We start from the raw sequence: 18,552 nt of genomic DNA, 5'->3' as shown, positions 1-18,552 counted from the left end.
AGTATTTCGGCGCAACCACATCAAGTTAAACTCTGAGATTTATAATTAGGTGTGACTTCAGCGCCCAATACTATGCTTGACCTAACTCAACTGGCTCGCCAAATGCAGGGGATGAGTAAACACTTGACCCGTGAAGCCCAAGCCGCCCGCGATCGCCTAAAAGCAGCACAAAACCTGCTGACAGAAGCCCAAAAGCATCAAGAAGAATTGATCGAAAGCCTGAATTACTGGGTAGATCGGATTCCTTTTCACCCCGCGATTCCCATAGAGCCATTAGATAGCTGTTTCACGATTCAAGCACCACCCGCCGCCCATACAGTTTTTGCCACAGACGGGTCCCAAATCGCCCCTAACGCCCACGAAATCGCCTATTGTTATCTAATCAATATCGGTAGGGTTGTCCTCCATTATGGTCAAAGTCGCCACCCGATCCTTGATAGTGTTCCCGAAATTTTTTATCGTCCCGAAGACCTTTATATTTCGCGTCAGTGGGGTATTCGGACAGAGGAATGGATGGGCTACCAACGCACCATTTCGGAAGCGATCGCCCTCGCGGAAACAGCTCGGGAGATTGCTACGATTGGTGGGGACAACCTTAACCCGGCTCTGGCTTTAGTGGATGGTTCCCTAGTTTACTGGTTTTTAGAAACATTACCAGTAGAAGCGCGCGATCGCATTATCGCACCGATTTTAGAAGCCTGGGATATGATTAAAGTGTCTGGTATTCCGATGATGGGTTATGTCAGCGCTTCTCGCAGTAGCGAAACTATTTCGTTTCTGAGATTGCAAGCGTGTCCCTATAATGAACCTGATTGTGTGCGAAATTGCCCAGATTTCGGTCAGGTGGACAAAAAAGGCAAGATTAAACAAGCCCCCTGTCAAATTTCTGAACCTCTGCGAGATACGGTGCTATGGTCTAATTATCTGAAACCGGGACAGCGCAGCCCCCTCTGGCGATCGCGATCGCGTATTTTAGATTATTATGATTTTGATTCCATCTACTTCTGTTATGTGAATGTGGGCACGGAAATCGCTAGAATTGAATGTCCGGCTTGGGTAGCTGAAAATACGGAACAATTTGAGTTAGCTTTATCAATTATGTTAGCCCAAGTTTATAAAGGCTATGGCTACCCGGTGGCTTTAGCGGAAGCCCACAATCAAGCGGTGGTGAGAGGAGGCGATCGCACTCGGTTTTTTGCTATGCTAGAAGACCAAATGATTCGCGCCGGACTCCCTAATGTGGGCATCTCCTACAAAGAAGCACGCAAACGCGGAAGTATTGCTTAACAAACCTGTGATTATGTCTGAACCATCTGATAGCAATTTACCCCCAGAACCTTCTCCGGCTTCCCAAAAAGCACCCTGGGAATATGTTACTGAGCCTTTCAAAAAATTGTGGAAAATCGGGAAAGTCAGTGATAGAATTGGAGACTGGTTTAATGTTAGTGACAGCGAAGTTGCTGAGATTTTGGAGCGCGTCCGGGCTGAACTTCCAACTACAGAAGCGCTGCTAATTGGGAAACCTCAAGCGGGTAAAAGTTCCATTGTTCGGGGATTAACAGGAGTTGCGGCGGAAATTGTCGGCCAGGGATTTAAGCCCCACACCCAAAACACTCAACGATATGCTTACCCTTCCGGGGATCTACCTTTACTGATTTTTACGGATACGGTGGGACTGGGGGATATTAATCAAGATACGGATGAGTTGGTGGCGGAGTTGGTGGAGAATTTACAGGAGGAAAGTCGCGGCGCACGGGTGCTAATTTTGACGGTTAAAATTAATGATTTCGCTACGGATACCCTGCGAACTATTGCGGCTAATTTACGCAAAAAATACCCTGATTTACCCTGTCTCTTGGTGGTTACTTGTCTCCATGAAGTCTATCCCGCCAACACGGAAAATCATCCCCCCTATCCCCCCGAATTTGCCGAATATCAGCGAAGTATTGAGGCGATAACCGAGGATTTTGAGAAGTTATATAATCGCCTAGTTGCCATTGATTTTACCCTGGAAGAAGATGGCTATAGCCCGGTATTTTATGGCTTAGAAAATTTTAGGGATACTTTGATGGAATTGTTGCCAGAAGCGGAAGCTAGGACTATTTATCAGCTTTTGGAAGGACAGGCGGGACAGGAATTAAGTAATTTATATCGAGACGTGGGAAGGCGCTATATTTTGGCTTTTTCTATTATGGCGGCTACTATAGCAGCGGTTCCCCTACCTTTTGCGACTATGCCAGTTTTAACAGCCCTACAAGTGTCTATGGTGGGGTTACTAGGAAAACTCTACGGTCAAACTATTACCCCCTCCCAAGCTGGGGGTATTGTTAGTGCGATCGCTGGTGGATTTCTCGCTCAGGTGGTCGGTCGGGAATTAATTAAGTTTATTCCGGCTTTGGGAAGTGCGATCGCTGCTTCTTGGGCTTTTGCTTATACGGGGGCTTTAGGTGAAGCTACTTGTGTATATTTCGGCGATTTAATGGGTGGCAAAAAACCCGATCCTAAGCGAATTCAATCGGTGATGAAACAAGCCTTTAAAAATTCTCAAACCCAAATCGACAATGGACCATGAAACTCCCCCTCCCTCTGGGAAAGGGGTAGAAGGAGACAAAGGACAATTGTCGGGGCGAAAAATTTTTCGCCCCTACTGTTCGCCCCTACTGGTGGCTAAGATTGTCTACAGGGGATATTGAAGTGCCAAGTTTTGATCTAAGATAGAATTTAGAATCGCTTAATATATATTTGTTATGGCTACATCAGTTCCGCATTTAGGGAAGCAATTAAGGCCCAGTGGCGAACATATTTTGGCTTCTATTGACCTAGGAACCAACTCTCTGCACATGGTCATAGTGCGAATTGATAAGAGTCTACCCGCATTTACGATTATCGCCCGAGAGAAAGATACGGTCAGACTCGGAGACTGTGGACCAAAAGGACAACTCAAGCCGGAAGTCATGGATAGGGCGATCGCCACCCTCCGACGCTTTCAGGAACTAGCCAAAACCTTTAACGTCGAGCAAGTTGTTGCTGTCGCTACCAGCGCAGTCCGGGAAGCCCCCAACGGTCGGGATTTTATCAAACGAGTATCCGACGAATTGGATCTCGAAATTAACCTGATTTCTGGTCCTGAAGAAGCCAGGAGAATTTATTTGGGTGTCCTCTCGGCTATGGAATTTCACGACCAACCCCACGTTATTATTGATATCGGAGGGGGTTCGACAGAGTTAATTTTGGGAGATGGTGGAGAACCTAAATTTCTCAGTAGTACCAAGGTCGGGGCTGTCCGTCTCACTCAAGAATATATCAAAACTGACCCTATATCTCGCACAGAATTTCTGTTTGTACAAGCCTATATTCGGGGAATGTTGGAACGTCCCGTTGATGAGTTGCGTCTTCATCTCCCCAATCGCAAAGTATCCCATTTAGTCGGCACTTCCGGTACAATTGAAACCCTGGCGGTGATGATTGCTAAGGAAAAATTAGGCACTGAACCTACACCTTTAGCCGGATACCAAATTACTTTAAATGAGTTACACAATATCGTTAGTCGTCTGCGGAAGTTATCCTACCAAGAAAGGTTGCAAATTCCTGGCATAAATGATCGGCGGGCGGAAATTATCCTGGCTGGGGCGCTGATTTTACAGGAGGCGATGAGTTTATTAGAAATAGAGTCTCTGACTATTTGTGAAAGAAGTTTGCGGGAAGGGGTAATTGTTGATTGGATGCTTACCCACGGGTTGATTGAAGACCGCCTACGATATGAAAGTTCTATCCGACAACGTAGCATCCTCAAAATTGCTCAAAAATATAATGTAGATTTAGAACATGGTGAACGGGTGGCAGCCTTCTCTCTCAGCCTATTTGACCAAACTAATGGCATTCTCTATGACTATGGATCGGCGGAACGAGAATTGCTCTGGGCGGCGGCTATTTTGCATAACTGCGGGCTATATATTAGTCATTCTGCACACCATAAACACTCCTATTATTTAATCCGTAATGGGGAACTTTTGGGTTATACGGAAACCGAAATTGATATGATTGCTAATTTGGCTCGCTATCACCGGAAAAGTGCCCCCAAAAAGAAACATGAAAATTATCAAAATTTGTCGAAGAAAAATCGTCACATTATCGACCGTCTTAATCCTTTGATGCGGTTGGCTGTGGCTTTAGACCGTCGTCAAATTGGCGCGGTAGCTGAGGTTACTTGTCAGTGCGATCGCGATAAAAAAGAGTTTAAATTGATACTTAAACCAGTTGACCCCCAAGATAATTGTGCTTTGGAATTGTGGAGTTTAGACCTTAAAAAAGATGTGTTTGAGGAACAATATAACCTCACACTTGTGGCGTTTTTAGAACCTTAAATCAACAACTGTTAGCCCACCCGATCCCCCTTTCCTCAAAAGGCTGGTTTATTAATATTCTCTTTGGGAGGCGCGCCCCTACAATCAATTATTAATTATCAATTAATTACCCGGTGGGGCGGGTTTATTCATATTGTCGTTGGTCGGCGAGGTTACCGCAGAACCCGCCCCTACAATTATTAATTAATTACCCGGTGGGGTGGGGCGGGTTTATTTATATTGTCGTTGGTCGGCGAGGTTACCGCAGAACCCGCCCCTACAATTATTAATTAATTACCCGGTGGGGTGGGGCGGGTTTATTTATATTGTCGTTGGTCGGCGAGGTTACCGCAGAACCCGCCCCTACAATTATTAATTAATTACCCGGTGGGGTGGGGCGGGTTTATTTATATTGTCGTTGGTCGGCGAGGTTACCGCAGAACCCGCCCCTACAATTATTAATTAATTACCCGGTGGGGTGGGGCGGGTTTATTTATATTGTCGTTGGTCGGCGAGGTTACCGCAGAACCCGCCCCTACAATTATTAATTAATTACCCGGTGGGGTGGGGCGGGTTTATTTATATTGTCGTTGGTCGGCGAGGTTACCGCAGAACCCGCCCCTACAATTATTAATTAATTACCCGGTGGGGTGGGGCGGGTTTATTTATATTGTCGTTGGTCGGCGAGGTTACCGCAGAACCCGCCCCTACAATTATTAATTAATTACCCGGTGGGGTGGGGCGGGTTTATTTATATTGTCGTTGGTCGGCGAGGTTACCGCAGAACCCGCCCCTACAATTATTAATTAATTACCCGGTGGGGTGGGGCGGGTTTATTTATATTGTCGTTGGTCGGCGAGGTTACCGCAGAACCCGCCCCTACAATTATTAATTAATTACCCGGTGGGGTGGGGCGGGTTTATTTATATTGTCGTTGGTCGGCGAGGTTACCGCAGAACCCGCCCCTACAATTATTAATTAATTACCCGGTGGGGTGGGGCGGGTTTATTTATATTGTCGTTGGTCGGCGAGGTTACCGCAGAACCCGCCCCTACAATTATTAATTAATTACCCGGTGGGGTGGGGCGGGTTTATTTATATTGTCGTTGGTCGGCGAGGTTACCGCAGAACCCGCCCCTACAATTATTAATTATTAACTATGGGATGTTGTTTAATTCAGGCTGGGGGGATATATTTAAAGTCCTGACTTTAATATCCTGATAAAATTCATCCTGGGATAACTCTACCTTAGACTGAGCCGATAATAATAACAAAGCCCAAAAAACCCCAACTCGATCATGTTTAGAATGAGAAACAGGCGGAGTATTTGCGGCTGACTCTGGGAGTAAATTGGTGGATTCTATAGGGTTGGGGATGTGTGTTTTCTGCTTACCAATCAGATTAGACCACAGAACTAATAATTGTTCAAGTTCTAACCAATCGCCTTGGAGGTCTACACCTTCAGCCCGGAGAAGTTCATCTAATTTTCCAGCCATTTCTACCAGGTTTTCTTGGTGTGCTAATTCAGCGATCGCCTTAGCGGCTTTATTTTTATTAACAGAAACATGACGACGGGGACGGGGACGACTCTGGTGCTGGGCGATCGTAGCCGCCATTAATTGCAGTTGATCAATCAACTCTTGAAGTGTTACCTGACGCTTTTGGGGAACCTTAGCCACAGCACGGCGGCGTAACTGTCGTTCCAAATTCTGAGGACGCAGCCACTCAGTTTCTGACTCTGACCCCAAAAATTCTAACTCTCCGGTAATCATAGCATCATCATCCCCAGGCTCATCGGAATCCATCAGGCTATCCGCCTTCAGTAGCACCAGCATAGAAGCATAAAGAAAGGCTTGACCAGATTGGGAAAGTTCTACAAACTGATTATTCGAGACCGAATCAACACCCGGAGTCAGTTGGCTGAGATAGCGATCAATCACCTCAATCACCCGCACATCCCAAGGATCTATTTCTCCCTGTTTAGCCAAATCAATCAGCAGTGCAATTCCTTCGGACAGGCTGGCTAAAGCGTCCTGGGGTGTGTCAGAGGTCATAGGCGTTGTTTCTCCGGTCGGCTTGGGTGTGAACAGGAACTTGTGCTTACTACTATAGCTGGATGCTGGCTTTCCGCATTATAGCATAAGGCTATTAGGGCTGACTTAGATATTTTTGATTACAATGAATATGATGGTCTCTAGTATGTCTGAGTTTAACTGATCATGGAATCTTTAAAATCCGAAGCCTTGTCTTATTTAAAAACTGCCCTAGATAACCCTGACGCTACTTTCCGAGATGGACAATGGGAAGCGATCGCTCGTCTAATCGACCACCGAGAACGTTTATTAGTCGTCCAGCGCACAGGTTGGGGAAAAAGTTTAGTTTATTTTTTAGCCACCCGTTTACTTCGCCATCAAGGAGCCGGTCCCACTTTATTAATTTCCCCCCTTCTAGCTTTAATGCGGAACCAAATTCAAGCCGCCCAAAGAATCAACATTCAAGCCGCCACCATCAATTCTAGCAACTCGGAAGAATGGTCAATAATTGAGCAACAACTGCTGGCTGGAAGTATTGACATTTTACTAATTTCTCCCGAAAGATTAGCCAATCAAGACTTCCTGGATAATGTGATGATGCACACGAAAAAGTTGGTTTATTAGTAGTAGATGAAGCTCATTGTATTTCCGACTGGGGGCATGATTTTCGTCCTGATTATCGCCGCATTATTCGCATTATTCAAGGCTTACCCCCTAATATTCCTGTCTTAGCAACTACGGCAACCGCCAATAATCGCGTTATCCAAGATATTCAAGCTCAATTAGGTGAAAAACTCACGATTTCTCGCGGCACTTTAACTCGCAAAAGTCTGAAACTGCAAAATATTTATTTGCCAACTCCAGCGGAAAGGATGGCTTGGTTGCTCGAATATTTACCCCAACTTCCTGGCAGTGGAATTATTTATACATTGACGGTCAGAGACGCGCGGAAACTAACCAATTTTTTAAAAAAAAAGGCATTAAATCCGCCGCTTATGATGGTCAACTTGACAATGAATTGCGACAAAAATTAGAAAATGATTTATTGGCTAACCAACTAAAAGTCTTAGTGGCAACCACAGCTTTAGGTATGGGTTTTGATAAACCGGATTTAGGCTTTGTTATTCATTATCAAAGACCTGGTTCAGTTGTCCATTATTATCAACAAGTCGGTCGAGCCGGACGTGCTGTAGATGAAGCCTATGGTATTTTATTAAGTGGAAAAGAAGATGAGGAAATCACTAATTACTTTATCAAAAATGCCTTTCCTTCCTCACATAATATCCAACAAATTCTTGAGGCGCTGCTGACTAAAAATGAATTATCAGTGCCTGAAATTGAACAAAGTGTCAATATCGGTCGTGGTCAAATTGAGAAGGTGTTAAAATTCCTGTCTTTAGAATCTTCTCCCCCGGTAGTTAAACGCAAGTCAAAATGGTATGCTACCCCGGCAGCATTACGTTATCAACTGAATAGTCATAAAATTGATGAAATTACTCGTATTCGAGAGGAAGAACAGGCGGAAATGCGAGACTATATGAACAGTCAAGAATGCTTGATGCAATTCTTACAATGTTCCCTCGATGACCCCAACCCAGCACCCTGTGGAAAGTGTGCGGTTTGTTTAAATCGACCCTTACTCAAAACTACCTGTAACCAGGAGTTAGTCAAGGAAGCTATTGAATATTTAAAACGCACCTATCAAACGATTGAACCTCGCCGACAATTTCCCAAAAATGCCTTACTTGAATATAATTTTAATGGCAAGATTAGTCACCAATTACAAGCAGAAGCGGGACGCAGTTTGTGTTGTTGGGGTGATCCGGGTTGGGGGGAACAGGTACAACAAGGAAAATATCAAAATAATCACTTTGATGATAAATTGGTAGAGGCTATGGTGGAGATGATTAACAAATGGCAACCGCAACCTTTCCCTACATGGGTAACTTGTGTTCCTTCCCTAACTCGTCCCCATTTGGTGCCAAATTTTGCTGAAAGAGTAGCCGTTAGATTAAATTTACGCTTCCTTCCAGTTGTGGAAAAAATCCGTGAAACACCACCCCAAAAAAAGATGAGCAATAGCTATCAACAAGCCCATAATTTAGATGGTGCTTTTCGGATTAATTATCAGGAAGTTCAACCAGGGTCTGTATTTTTAATTGATGATATGGTAGACTCCCGTTGGACTGTAACTATAATTACTGCACTGTTGCGACAGTCGGGAAGTGGTCGGGTTTTTCCTGTGGCTTTGACATTAAATTCTTTTAGGTAATATCAATGTTACTAAGGATTAGCAAATATTCCCGAATAGGGTGACCTCTCAATTCTGCAAATCTCGATTTTTTGGGTTTATGTCAAATCATCAATTATCCCAGGATACTCAGGGTATTTTACTTCTGTGCGGGAGTTTTGGCAAGAGTCGTAATCACTCCCCGCAACCGTTAAGTTTAAGGGAATATAATCTGCTGGCGGCGGCATTGCGATCGCATCAAATGACTCCCGCTCATCTATTAGCACCTGATGGAGAACAGAAATTATGCTCCCTGAATCATTCTTTAGATAATCAACGAATTATCGAACTGCTACAGAGAGGATTTTTACTAACTTTATCATTAGAAAAATGGCGCAGTCAAGGTCTGTGGATTGTAAGTCGTAGCGATCGCCATTATCCCCAGCGTTTGAAGCAGCATTTAAAATATCTGTCTCCCCCAATTTTATATGGTGTAGGTAACCTGGAACTATTGAATAAGGGCGGGTTAGCTATAGTAGGTTCTCGTAATGTTAATGAAGCAGTATTAAGCTATACCCAACAATTAGCCCACATTTCTGCCCAACAAAATATACAGGTAATTTCTGGAGGTGCGAGAGGCATAGATAAATGTGGGATGTTATCCTGTTTAGAAGCCGGAGGAACTACGATTGGGGTTTTGGCAAATAGTTTAGGGAAGGCATCTTTAGAAAGTGACTATCGGCAAAGTCTTGATGAGGATAGACTAGCGCTAATTTCCCCCTACGATCCAGAAGCTGGTTTTCATGTGGGTAATGCCATGGGACGCAATAAATATATTTATGCTTTAGCTGATTATGCTGTGGTAATTAGTGCAAGTTTTAATAAGGGTGGCACTTGGAGTGGGGCGGTAGAAGCCCTAAAAAAACTACCAAATATACCTGTTTTTGTGTGCCAAAATAGCCAAAATCAAGGCAATATGGAATTATTGAAACTAGGGGCTAAACCTTTCCCGGAAATGTCTGGGAAGTTGGATTTATTGGATATCCTGAAGCCAGGGGAGACGGAAGATGCGGTAGAAGTGGAACAAATGGCTTTAGATTTCGCGGTAAATTTAACACCTGAAAATCCCGCCCCAACTCCTATATATGTAGATGTAAATCCGACACCTACAGAAGCACCTAATGTGAGTCCATCCCCGGAGTTATCAGAGGCTAAAATTGATGTATCTATGGATATTTATCAAGCGGTTTTACCAATAATTTTAACACATCTACAGGAGCCGATAGACGCGAAAAACTTAGCGAAATTATTAGATGTACAGTACAATCAAATACAAGCCTGGTTAAAGCGAGCTATAGAAGATGGTAAGGTGACTAAATTAACGAAGCCGGTTCGCTATGTGAGTTCAGAGTGTAATAGATAATTATTGATGTTGCGGTTGATGTTAAATCAAACACGGCTACAAAAAGGCTATGGGGTGCCCTGGCTGTTTAGGAATTCTGAGGCACCCAACTAGATGTAATGGACTGGAGATTTAGAAGCGTTCACCAATACCGAAGTGGATCTGATTTCCGCCTTCATCATTAATCCCATAATCAATCCGAATTGGACCCAAAGGGGACTGAATGCGAACGCCACCACCGAAACCAATGCCACTTCCGGGTTTACCACGAATACCGCCAGGATTGCCTTGGACACTGCTTTGAGTCCCCAAAGCATGGGCAGCATCAACAAATAAAGCGCCGCCAATCAAAAAATTAGCGACAGAAAAGACTGGGAAGCGATACTCGACGGAACCCAAGACAAAACTACGGGCGGCTGCTAAAGCACCCTCACGCCAACCTCGGACAGTATTAGCACCCCCCAAGGGGAAGGCTTCATAGGGTGGGAAATCGCCCATAATTGTGCCAGCTTGAATATTGAAAGCTAAGGCTTGGGGCCCCCCCGGAACTAACTGTAAAAAATTGACGGGGATATAATGACTATAACTACCTCGGACGCGATTAAAAAATATACTCCCGGAACCTATGGGAATCGATTGTTCTGTTCCTAAGCGAAAAGCATAGCCACTGGTGGGAATTTGGCGATTATTACGGCGATCGGTAGCTAACCCAAACTGAACGGTAAATAAATCATCCTCGCCAGACTCACTAGCGGTGAGAAGTTTACCCTTCTCGTCGCGGGGGGTGATGCGCTCGCGGGAATCTGTTACCTGAGCGCGTTGATATTGAAAACCCAAGGAGGCGACCCAGTCGGGGTCAACAAAAGGATTTTCTGCAAACGGACGAGTAAAACTAATACCACCACCAGTCCGAATTACCCTAGGGCGGTCTTCATTAGGGAGTCTAACATCTTCGGAGCCTTCCTCAAAAACTAGAGAAATCCCACGGCGGCGAAAAGCATTGACGGTGTAGGAGGTGCGGTAAGGGTCTCCAGCAATCCAAGGGTCTGTAAAGCTCAGATCGACGAGTAAAACCTGTTCACCAACCTGTACTTCGGCGGCTAATTGGTGATTATTTCCGCCCAAGTTAGCTTCACGATAGCTCAGAGTTCCAAACAAACCGGTGGCGGAACTGAAACCACCCCCAAAGGCGACGGACCCAGTGCTACGTTCAATGACATTAACAATCATATTAGCCTGGGTGGGGTCTTCGGGGGAAGGTTCAAGCTGAAGTCGGACATCATCAAAAATGCCTAATCTGAATACTCTACCTAAGTCCTGTTGAATGGTTGCTTGGTTAAAGACATCTCCGGGCTGTAACTGAATTTCACGGGTGATAATAAAGTCACGGGTGCGACCTGTAACGGGATTACCGTCAGGGTCGGTTGGGTCGCCATCAGCATTGAGAAAACGAACTATAACCTGGGAAATTACGCCCTCAGCGACTCTTAAAGTGACTACGCCTTCTGTGGTAACATCTGGGGCGGCAATTACCTGGGCGAGTACATAGCCATTTTGTTGGTACCAGGTTTGGATATCTTCGATCGCCTCTTCAATGCGTCGGAGGTTGATAATTTGACCGAATTGACCCGCAAAACTAGCATCAACGACCTCGGAGGGGAGAACCTGATCTCCTTCGATAATAACCTGCTGTAGGGGTGGGTTAGGTTCGACATCAAAAGTGACTCTCACTCCCAGGGGGGTATCTTCTGGGATAGCTCGAACGTTTCTAAATAGACCGGTGGCAAAAATGGCGTTAATATCTTGTTGGAGTTGGGAACGGGTAGCGGTGCGTCCTGGTTGAACTGCGATCGCCCCATAGACCACATCCACCAATTGGTCATTATCAGTTCCAGATACGAGAACTTCAGCAATTAGCACATCGGGTTCTCCTGGCTGGCCTGTTCCGGGGACTGATGGCGGTAGATTATTCTGGGCTAACTCCAGATTTTCCTGGGGTGTAGGGTCGTCGGCGCTGCAATATTCACACTCGTAGGCGATCGCCTGCATCAAATTAACCACCCACTGAGGCTCCCTAGACAGGTCTTGTGATGCCCTTACCCGGTTTTGACCTGAACCCACCTGAGACACAGCCGAAGGGGTCTGAGCGGTCAATAAATGGCTTTCGGTGGCACTATCTAAGTCTTGTGGAGAGTCAGGGTCAGGGAGGCTCAACTCTGAGCTGTTGTCAAAGTTAGCAATGGCTATTTGGTCTGGTGATGGCATCACATCAAAACTCGCCTGTTTCAACTCCTGCTTACCCAGAGAGGGTTCAAAAGGCGAATAGACTGGCGTGGGGGGATTTTCCGACCCGGCTAGGGAGAATTTCACCTCTGTAGGCGCGGGTTCCTTCTGTGTCCCTGTAAGGGGGCCTGCGGACTCTAAAAGGCTATCATCGACCTTTTCCAGGGCGACTAATGGGGAAGTGACGGACCCAGGAAAGTCTGTCGGTCTCTGGTAGTCCTTATTTTTGAGTTGAAATAAGGGAAACTCCCCCATGTCCCGTTGGACATAAGGGATAGCGATCGCTTCTGAGTCCTGCAGATCATCGTTAGACTGATCAGAAACTGCCAAAGACCGTTGATAGTCCTTGAAAATCAGTGCAGGGGTTTTACCACTAGCAGAATTTGATAGCCCCAAAGTTGCTGAGGCTGCAAAACAGGCAACCCACAAAGAACAGAAGCCCATGTTATTGACATTCTTGGACATCCACACACCAAATAATCAGCCATCGATAATGTTACAACCTCAGGGGGAAAAAATTACTTTTCCCGTCCCAGACACCTGACCCAATCCACAACTATCAGGCATTTTGCCCAATTAAATTTAGTTAAATATGACTGAGAACCCTAGCCAATACTTGCTGATAAGCACTCTCAACATTTCCGAGGTCATTACGGAAGCGATCCTTATCCATCACCCGGAGGTTAGGGTCAGTTTCGGCTTGGTCCCAGAGGCGACAAGTATCAGGGCTAATCTCATCAGCCAATATCAATTGACCATCAGAGGTCATCCCAAATTCCAGCTTAAAGTCTACCAGAGTGATGCCACATTGACTAAAAAAATCACTCAAAATCTGGTCAATCTGGCGGCTGAGGTCTTCAATAGATTTAAGCTGTTCTTCGCTGGCTAAATTCATGGCCAAGAGGCGATCGCGAGTTAATAGAGGATCACCTAGCTGGTCATTTTTATAGCAAAATTCCACCAAGGGGGGCTGCAAAACTGTTCCCAGGGGAATCCCCGTCTGTTTACACAGACTCCCCGCCGCGATATTACGGACAATAACTTCCACAGGAATAATATCCACCCGTTTGATCCGCATTTCATTAGGACTAGGGGTATCAATGAAATGAGTGGGAACACCCGCCGCCTCTAGGAGTTTAAACAGATGACCAGACATGGTGTTATTAATTTCACCCTTCCCTGTAATCGTCCCCCGTTTCTGGGCGTTAAATGCTGTGGCATCATCCTTATAGTAAGCCAGCAACACCTCTGGGTCATCAGTGGTATAGACGATTTTGGCTTTCCCTTCATACAGTTGTTGGCGATCAGACATATCAGACATATAGCGCGATGGTTAAGTTTTATTGGGCTAATTGCTACCGGGACTGTGCCATCAGAATAACCGATGCGCGTCCCTGGACTCGATAGTGATTCCCTTGAATTGGGGGGGCTGTTTTCTCGGTACAGAAATCATTGGGGACTGCTAAAGCTGTATCAACAATACGATACCAGCGTTGACCTTTTGGGAGAATAGGTATCTCAAACAGGAGGGGTTCCCAATAAGAATTGAGCATAATATGAAGATATTCCTGTTTTTCGGGATGTCGTAAACTAAAAGCAATACTGCGGGAATAATCTGCCCAATCTGGTTTATTTAAGCGTACCCCATGCCATGTAATGCTAGGTAATTTACTATTGGGGTCCATCACTAAAATGGTTTCAATCCGAAAAATATGCAGTCTTTGGGTAAATCGGATCAGGTTTTTGACAAATCGCAATAGTTCCGGGTGTTTCCCGACATCACTCCAGTTAAACCAACCTAACTCATTATCTTGACAATAGGCGTTATTATTTCCGTTTTGGGTGCGGCGGACTTCATCACCCATTAATAGCATGGTAGTTCCTTGGGAGACCAACAGAATTGTCCACAAGTTTTTGATTTGTTGATTGCGTAAGGCTTCGATATAAGTATCATCAGTTAAGCCTTCCACTCCACAATTCCAACTGCGATTATCATTGTGTCCGTCCCGGTTATTTTCACCATTGGCTTGATTATGTTTCTGGTTATAGGAAACTAAATCATTGAGGGTAAAGCCATCGTGACAGGTGATAAAGTTAATGCTACAATGAGGTTCGCGATCGGGTTTGGGGTAAATATCTGGACTCCCCATAATTCTATAGGCTAGGCGCTGGATTTGTTTGGGTTCACTTTTGACAAAACTGCGAACATCATCCCGAAATTGTCCATTCCATTCGGTAAAGCGATCGCCTGCAAAAGACCCCACCTCATAGAGTCCCCCAGCGTCCCAAGCCTCAGCAATTAGTTTGGCTCCCGCCAATACCGGGTCAGATTTAATAATCCATAAAATCGGCGCATCTTCCATGGGTGTACCATCACGATTTCGCGAAAAAATCGATGCCAAATCGAACCTAAAACCATCAACGTGCATCTCCGAAACCCAATAGCGGAGACTGTCAATAATCATTTGTCCCGCGATTTCATGGTTGGCTTTAATGGTATTTCCGCAGCCACTATAGTTGCTATAAAAGGACTTATCCTCCTCTTCCAGCATATAATACATAGAATTGTCAATCCCCCTAAATGAGAGAGTCGGACCATTCTCATTTCCCTCGGCGGTGTGGTTATAAACGACATCTAAAATAACCTCAATACCCGCTTTATGAAGGGCTTTTACCATATCGCGAAATTCATCAACAGGTCCGAGGGGGTCGCGCCTAAAACTATACTGTCTATGGGGTGCGAAAAAGGAAACGGTACTATAACCCCAGTAATTTTTCCGAGGGGGAACAGCATCTTGTTCATCAAATTGGTGAACTGGCATTAATTCTACTGCTGTGATTCCCAAATCTTTCAGATAAGGTATTTTCTCAATTAAGGCAGCATAAGTGCCTCGTTTGGCTGGGGGAATACCTGAGTTAGGATTGCGGGTAAAACCGCCCACGTGCATCTCATAAATGATGGTTTGAGAATAGGGTATTTCCAGACGCTTATCATCTTCCCAATCATAAGTTTTTGGGTCTACGACTACGGCTTTCATAGCCTTAGCACAGTTATCACCACGTTTTGATGCAGCTTCCCGACTATAGTTTTCGGTATTAACTACAGCTTTAGCATAGGGGTCAAGCAGTACCTTATCCGAGTCAAACCTATAGCCCAATTCTGGCTCAAACATTCCATAGGCGCGATATCCATAAATTTGCCCCGCCTTAATGCCTTTGACAAAAATATGCCAGTAGTAGAAAGTTTTATTATACTGAGGTTCAAACTTAATTATATGGCTAGGTTTGGCATCATCTGGGGCATCAAAAAACAGTAACTCTAAAGATGCACAAGTTTTGGAAAATAAGCAAAAATTGACCCCATCAGGATAAACTGTAGCACCGAGGGGGAAACTCTGACCGCGCCCAATATCAGACTTCATTAATTAATCGACTCCTTTTCAAATCTTAGAGGTTTTAATATTCTCAGGTTAAATGCAAACCAACCGGAGACTGTTGAGGTGGGTCCTCAAAGGCTGTATGTAGCAACCAGGCTTTAATGGGAGAAATTGTTTCTCCTTGACTTGAGTTAGATTTGGGTGTTTCCTTAGTATGTTCAGTCTATGAGGGATGTCCCCTAGTTCCCAATCGAGGCGGCTATGGCCAAGATGTTGTCAAGAAATCCTTTAAGATTTTAGGCGATCGCGACACATTTCGCGACAGATTCACGGTAAAATTAGACGAGGCGAAACTGCTAAGTCTACCAACTCTGAAGTTCAGGGTTATCTCTTGAAAATGCTAACGAATGAATGTCGCCGAATGAGACTCCGACCCTAAGTATTGCGATCGCCCGTCTGAATTCACCCACAGGCAACCACTTCGCCACCTGGGTGTTTAATTCTGTCAATGCCAGCGATTATGTCCACCATGATTGTATCTGGCCGGAATCTCTGTCACAATTATGGCAAGCCTGGTTAGAAATGTTTTCCCCAGATAGCTTACCCCTGGCGCTGAGTGAGTCGGCCATGGGTGAGCCATTGAGTCTAGCACCATTATCACCAGATCTGGAAACCAAACCCAGCTACAGCAGCCGACTAATGCAGCAATTGGGAATAGATTTATGGCAGTGGCTGTTTCAGGGACCAATTCAAAGCAGTTTCCACCGTTGTCAAGGACTAGCCCTAGGCCAAAAGTGTCCGCTGAGAATACGATTAGATGTGCGATCGCCTAATTTAATTCCCCTACCATGGGAAATTATGCAATCACAGCCGGGACAACCAGCCATCTCCCTAAGTCCCAGGCTGTTATTTAGTCGCACTACCTGTGATGTTCAACCATTAAGCGATCGCCCCCTAGTCCCAGCCCTAAACATCTTATTAGTTTTAGGTCATAACGACATCCCCCCATGTCAAACCCCAACAGCCACAAATTCCCATAGGCTGCAATTAGAAACGGAAGCCTCACAAATTGCCCAAGTTTTAGCCAACAGCACCGACCCAGGATCTGACTCATCAAGAAGCGATCGCCTTCCCTGTTTCATAAAAACACTAATCCAGCCCAGTGTAGCCCAACTAATTACCGAACTAGAAACCCCCCAGCAACTAGGCCAGATACCCTATAACGTGATCTTCTATGCCGGTCATGGCTTCACGGGTCCTGATGGTGGTTTATTATTTCTACAAGAGCAAACTACCATTAATGGTACAGAATTAGCTCAAGTTCTAGTGCGCTGTGGTATCACTCTGGCGGTATTTAATGCCTGCTGGAGTGCTGTCCCAGCCATGGAATTATCATCGACTCTACAAAACATCACTCTTCCCGCCATTCCCAGCAGCAGCTTGGCTAAAGTATTAATCCATCATGGAGTCCCAGTGGTTTTAGGAATGCGAGACTCCATTACCGACAGCGAAGCCCTCAGTTTTATTCAAACCTTTGCGAGAGCCTTATCAGAAAGGATGCCCATTGATCGGGCTGTAGCGATCGCCAGACAACAGTTGCTGACCCTCTACAAATTCAACCAGCCAGCTTGGACTCTGCCCATATTATATATGCACCCTGAGTTTAATGGCTTGCTAGTCCCCACCGAGGAGGGTATTCGCACCCAACTACCCGCCAACTCACCCACCGCCCTAGGATATGATCTCCCCTGCGCTTATCTGAAACTCCAGGAAACTGAGGAAGTCACATCAAAAAGCTGGCTAATAGAAGCGGGACGGGTTCAAATAGGGCGATCGGAGCAAAATGATATTGTTTTGCATGAATCATGGATTTCTAATCAACACGCTGAGATTTTCTGCCGCAATGGTAATGGGTCGCCCACAAATCAGCCCACCTACTTTCTGCGGGATTTCTCCCGCTACGGTACTCTAATTTGGGAGGAAAATAACCAGAAGTGGCAACGCATTCATCATCAAGAGGTACAACTTACATCGGGAACTAAGTTAAAATTTGGCAGTTCCCAGGGTCGGATTTGGGAATTTGTGATTGATAGCCTGTAGAACTATATCCTCAGAGAAGTTGCGGAATTGCTGCTCTCAGTTTTGTAGCTATGGGTGCGGGATAGTATCCCGAACAATTGTCCATTATCCGGCTATCCCGAACCTTGGATTATGCTGTCAACAAAGGATGTTGCTCAATGACTAAACTTAATTGTCACAATGGCGAGACTGAATTGGATTTATGGTCACTACTGTTAGATGACTCGGAAAATTCTGCCTATCCCTGGAGTCCTGAACAAGCAGAATCTTATGGATATTTTGAGGAGGCAGATCTAAACTTGTCTGTGTCAGAGTGTCTCAGTAACGATGATATAACTGAAAGATCCCAAGTCTTCTTTGAACATATAGAAAATCTTTGGCCGCCGATTTCTCTGTATCAATTATTAGTTGAGAAATTGACACTTAATGGCGGGGTAACTCTTCTATCTCGTATCCCTGAAGATATACTTAGGGGAATATCTAAAGCAGCAGTTGTTCAGGATCAGGCTTTCCAGAGTCTGGGTGAACAGCTTGTATTTTGTGTTAGTCAGATTCTACCTCAGTGGGACTCGGAAGATTTGCAGGTTCTCGCCCGTCCTATGGTTAATGCTATGCGCGGAAATGACAATCGCGCCCTAGAATCAATATTTACTAAAGTGGGTTCCCAAGAATGGCATGAACTCTCACAGGTAGAACAAGCTCGCTTGAGTTTGGCGATCGCTCATTATGCCCTCGCTTTAGCAACCACTACCGGAACTTCTGATCAGGAGAGTTAATCAACTGTATTTATTTGATGTTTCAAAGA

At 45.1% G+C, this 18,552-nt stretch carries 13 protein-coding genes; 9 read left to right on the top strand and 4 right to left on the bottom strand.

Annotated elements, in window-relative coordinates:
• The first annotated feature begins 72 nt into the window (after positions 1-72).
• The 3 genes from N39L_RS01110 (at position 73) to N39L_RS01100 (ending at position 4,364) form a co-directional block, all read left to right on the top strand.
• A complete protein-coding gene (locus N39L_RS01110; RefSeq protein WP_014274026.1) occupies positions 73-1,287 on the top strand; it encodes a DNA double-strand break repair nuclease NurA in 1,215 nt (404 codons plus the stop codon).
• Positions 1,288-1,300: 13 nt separating this feature from the next.
• Positions 1,301-2,572: a YcjF family protein gene (locus N39L_RS01105; RefSeq protein WP_043467891.1), complete on the top strand. Its 1,272-nt coding sequence runs from the start codon at positions 1,301-1,303 to the stop codon at positions 2,570-2,572.
• 175 nt (positions 2,573-2,747) lie between these two features.
• Positions 2,748-4,364, top strand: coding sequence for a Ppx/GppA phosphatase family protein (locus N39L_RS01100; RefSeq protein ID WP_006618296.1), 1,617 nt, complete (start codon positions 2,748-2,750; stop codon positions 4,362-4,364).
• Positions 4,365-5,500: 1,136 nt separating this feature from the next.
• Here the strand turns inward: N39L_RS01100 and N39L_RS01095 are convergent.
• Positions 5,501-6,397, bottom strand: coding sequence for a segregation/condensation protein A (locus N39L_RS01095; RefSeq protein ID WP_014274023.1), 897 nt, complete (start codon positions 6,395-6,397; stop codon positions 5,501-5,503).
• A gap of 165 nt (positions 6,398-6,562) precedes the next feature.
• On the opposite strand from N39L_RS01095, the gene N39L_RS01090 reads away from it, so the two are divergent.
• The 4 genes from N39L_RS01090 to N39L_RS01075 all read left to right on the top strand — a co-directional run bounded on the left by N39L_RS01090 (position 6,563) and on the right by N39L_RS01075 (position 10,029).
• On the top strand, positions 6,563-7,000 hold the full coding sequence (locus tag N39L_RS01090; protein ID WP_014274022.1) for a DEAD/DEAH box helicase: 438 nt from the start codon (positions 6,563-6,565) through the stop codon (positions 6,998-7,000).
• Positions 7,001-7,020: 20 nt separating this feature from the next.
• The gene (locus N39L_RS01085) at positions 7,021-7,410 is read left to right on the top strand and encodes a RecQ family ATP-dependent DNA helicase (RefSeq protein ID WP_373869260.1); all 390 of its coding nucleotides are present in this window, start codon (positions 7,021-7,023) and stop codon (positions 7,408-7,410) included.
• Positions 7,305-8,648: a helicase-related protein gene (locus tag N39L_RS01080; protein ID WP_373869259.1), complete on the top strand. Its 1,344-nt coding sequence runs from the start codon at positions 7,305-7,307 to the stop codon at positions 8,646-8,648. Before N39L_RS01085 ends, N39L_RS01080 begins: the two co-directional genes overlap by 106 nt.
• A 79-nt stretch (positions 8,649-8,727) precedes the next feature.
• The gene (locus N39L_RS01075) at positions 8,728-10,029 is read left to right on the top strand and encodes a DNA-processing protein DprA (protein ID WP_014274020.1); all 1,302 of its coding nucleotides are present in this window, start codon (positions 8,728-8,730) and stop codon (positions 10,027-10,029) included.
• 111 nt (positions 10,030-10,140) lie between these two features.
• Here the strand turns inward: N39L_RS01075 and N39L_RS01070 are convergent, their stop codons facing one another.
• From N39L_RS01070 to glgX, 3 genes are all read right to left on the bottom strand, one after another.
• Positions 10,141-12,756, bottom strand: coding sequence for a cell surface protein (locus N39L_RS01070; protein WP_043467888.1), 2,616 nt, complete (start codon positions 12,754-12,756; stop codon positions 10,141-10,143).
• A gap of 121 nt (positions 12,757-12,877) precedes the next feature.
• Positions 12,878-13,603 (bottom strand): phosphoribosylaminoimidazolesuccinocarboxamide synthase, encoded by a 726-nt coding sequence (purC, locus tag N39L_RS01065; RefSeq protein WP_043468833.1) that lies wholly within the window; start codon positions 13,601-13,603, stop codon positions 12,878-12,880.
• A 43-nt stretch (positions 13,604-13,646) separates the two neighbouring features.
• The gene (glgX, locus tag N39L_RS01060) at positions 13,647-15,713 is read right to left on the bottom strand and encodes a glycogen debranching protein GlgX (protein ID WP_014274017.1); all 2,067 of its coding nucleotides are present in this window, start codon (positions 15,711-15,713) and stop codon (positions 13,647-13,649) included.
• A 366-nt stretch (positions 15,714-16,079) separates the two neighbouring features.
• On the opposite strand from glgX, the gene N39L_RS01055 reads away from it, so the two are divergent.
• Both N39L_RS01055 and N39L_RS01050 read left to right on the top strand, forming a co-directional pair.
• Complete coding sequence (locus N39L_RS01055) at positions 16,080-17,768, top strand: CHAT domain-containing protein (protein WP_014274015.1); 1,689 nt, start codon at positions 16,080-16,082, stop codon at positions 17,766-17,768.
• Positions 17,769-17,905: 137 nt separating this feature from the next.
• Complete coding sequence (locus N39L_RS01050) at positions 17,906-18,523, top strand: hypothetical protein (RefSeq protein WP_006619258.1); 618 nt, start codon at positions 17,906-17,908, stop codon at positions 18,521-18,523.
• The last annotated feature ends 29 nt before the right edge of the window (positions 18,524-18,552 follow it).

This window comes from Limnospira platensis NIES-39 (assembly GCF_026000695.1).
Classification (GTDB): domain Bacteria; phylum Cyanobacteriota; class Cyanobacteriia; order Cyanobacteriales; family Microcoleaceae; genus Limnospira; species Limnospira platensis.
This window is presented reverse-complemented; position numbering and strand designations above follow the sequence as displayed.